The sequence below is a fragment of the Streptomyces sp. FH025 genome (assembly GCF_017427025.1).
Taxonomy (GTDB): domain Bacteria; phylum Actinomycetota; class Actinomycetes; order Streptomycetales; family Streptomycetaceae; genus Kitasatospora.
This window is the reverse complement of record NZ_JAFLNG010001152.1, coordinates 1-1,372: the sequence shown is the minus strand read 5'-3', so window position 1 is coordinate 1,372 and position 1,372 is coordinate 1. Positions and strand designations below refer to the sequence as shown.

The following is a 1,372-nucleotide window of genomic DNA, read 5'->3' as shown; positions in this document are numbered from 1 at the left end:
CATGGAGTTGACGGCCGCGCAATGAGCGCGCGGTCTACGACGACGGCGACCGCCCTGCGGTTGCCGGTCAGCCGAGCTTGTTGATGCGCCCCGCCAGGGCCCGCAGCTCACGGTCGTAGGGGCGGTGGTGGAGAGCCATCGCGATCGTCTCGCGGGCCTCCGCGTAGTAGCCGAAGTTGGCCTGGGCGACGGCGAAGGAGCTGAGGACGACGCCGAGTTCGTTGTGCAGTTTGGCCGTGTCCTCCGGATCTCCGGACAGCTCGATCGCCTCCTTCAGCAGCGCGATCGCGTCGGCGTAGCGGCGGCGCTCGTAGAGGCCGGCCGCTTCGCCGCGCCACACGCTGACCATCAGTCGGCGGATGTCGACCGAGTCGTCGTAGGACTTGGCCCTCACCAGCATGGCGGCCTGCTCCGTGAACGGGCTGTCCTGCATGCCGTCGATGACGTGGTTGGCGAGCATCACCGCGACCCGGCGCGGGGCCTCGCTCCCGAGGTCGCCGTCCCACTCGGGGTCGGCGTGCAGCGCCTCGGCCATCAGCTCGATGGCGCCGGCGTGGTTGTCGGCGAAGGCGGCCGAGCGGGAGAGCTGGCGCAGTACGAAGGCGAGGCCGTGCCGGTGGTCCGGGTCGGAGCCGAGGTCGACCAGCTGCGCCCACAGGTCGGCGGCCTCCATCAGCTCCTCGTCGGAGGCGTCGGGGCGGCTGAGCTGGCCGGCCCGGTTGGCGAGGGCGGCCCGTAGGAACTGCTGGGCGGTCTGGTCGCCGGGGACGAGGTCGAGGCTCTTCCCCAGCAGGGCGATGGCGCGCGGGTAGTCCTTCTCCTCATTGTTGATCTTGCGGGCCCACTGGGCGTAGGTGGCGCCGAGGTCGCCGCGCACCTCGCGGTCCGTCGGGGCCAACGCGTAGGCCTTCTCCAGCAGTTCGGCCGCTCCGGCCTGGTCGTCGTCGCTGCTCTTGAGCAGGGCGCGGGCGGCCCGCACCCCGGACTCGGCGGCGATGGCGGCCGCGTCGGAGGGCAGCACGAGGCCGGGGACGGTCCGCGCGCGGGTGAGGCTGTCCAGGGCCTCGCGCCAGTCCTGGTTGCGGTGGTGCTCGCGGGCCTGGCTGATCAGGGCCGCGCCGAGCAGCGCCTGCCAGCCCTCGCCGCGCTCGCCCTCGGCCACCGCGTCCAGCGCGGCGACGGCGGCGGCCTGCCGGCCCTGGAGGTGCAGGTAGCGCTGCGGGCCGAGCGCGCCGAACAGGTCGAGGGCCCGGGTGGGCGCGGGCGCGTCGGGGCCCGCGAGGCGCCGCCAGGCGCGTACGGCCTGCTCGAACGCGGGGGCCCAGGCGGCGAGTTCGGGCTCCGCACGGAACAGCCGGTCGAGGGTGGGGCC

Annotated in this window: 1 protein-coding gene; it reads right to left on the bottom strand. The window is 74.1% G+C overall.

The features are described from left to right. Positions 1-67: 67 nt before the first annotated feature. The coding region (locus J0670_RS38070; protein ID WP_207817340.1) for a hypothetical protein at positions 68-1,372 on the bottom strand (1,305 nt) is incomplete at its 5' end.